This window comes from Anaerovorax odorimutans, from assembly GCF_024459955.1.
In the GTDB taxonomy this organism is placed as follows: Bacteria; Bacillota; Clostridia; order Peptostreptococcales; family Anaerovoracaceae; genus Hominibacterium; species Hominibacterium odorimutans_A.
Map to the genome: position 1 here is coordinate 1 of NZ_JANFXK010000182.1, position 246 is coordinate 246.

Genomic DNA, 246 nt, shown 5'->3' on the forward strand with positions numbered 1-246 from the left:
GCTTTTTCGCAGACGTACTTCAGAAGAAAAGTTTAAGTTATACGAGTGAGCAGTCGAAAATCAACGGAACATGGAGTTCGATCTTTAAGGCGAGCGATCACGGAGATGAGGGAAAGAACATTCCGATAGCGAAAAACAAGTCGTATGATCCAAAATACTATTACGCAAATACGACGTTTTATGATTATTATTCGGATTATGAACTTCAAGGAAAAAGATTGAGCGAAGTAAACGGATCGCCGTACG

General features: G+C 39.8%; 1 protein-coding gene. It reads left to right on the forward strand.

Features of this window, described 5'->3' with window-relative positions; translation table 11 throughout:
* Nucleotides 1-246: hypothetical protein (locus NE619_RS18395; protein ID WP_256133912.1), on the forward strand; the 246-nt coding region annotated here is incomplete at both ends.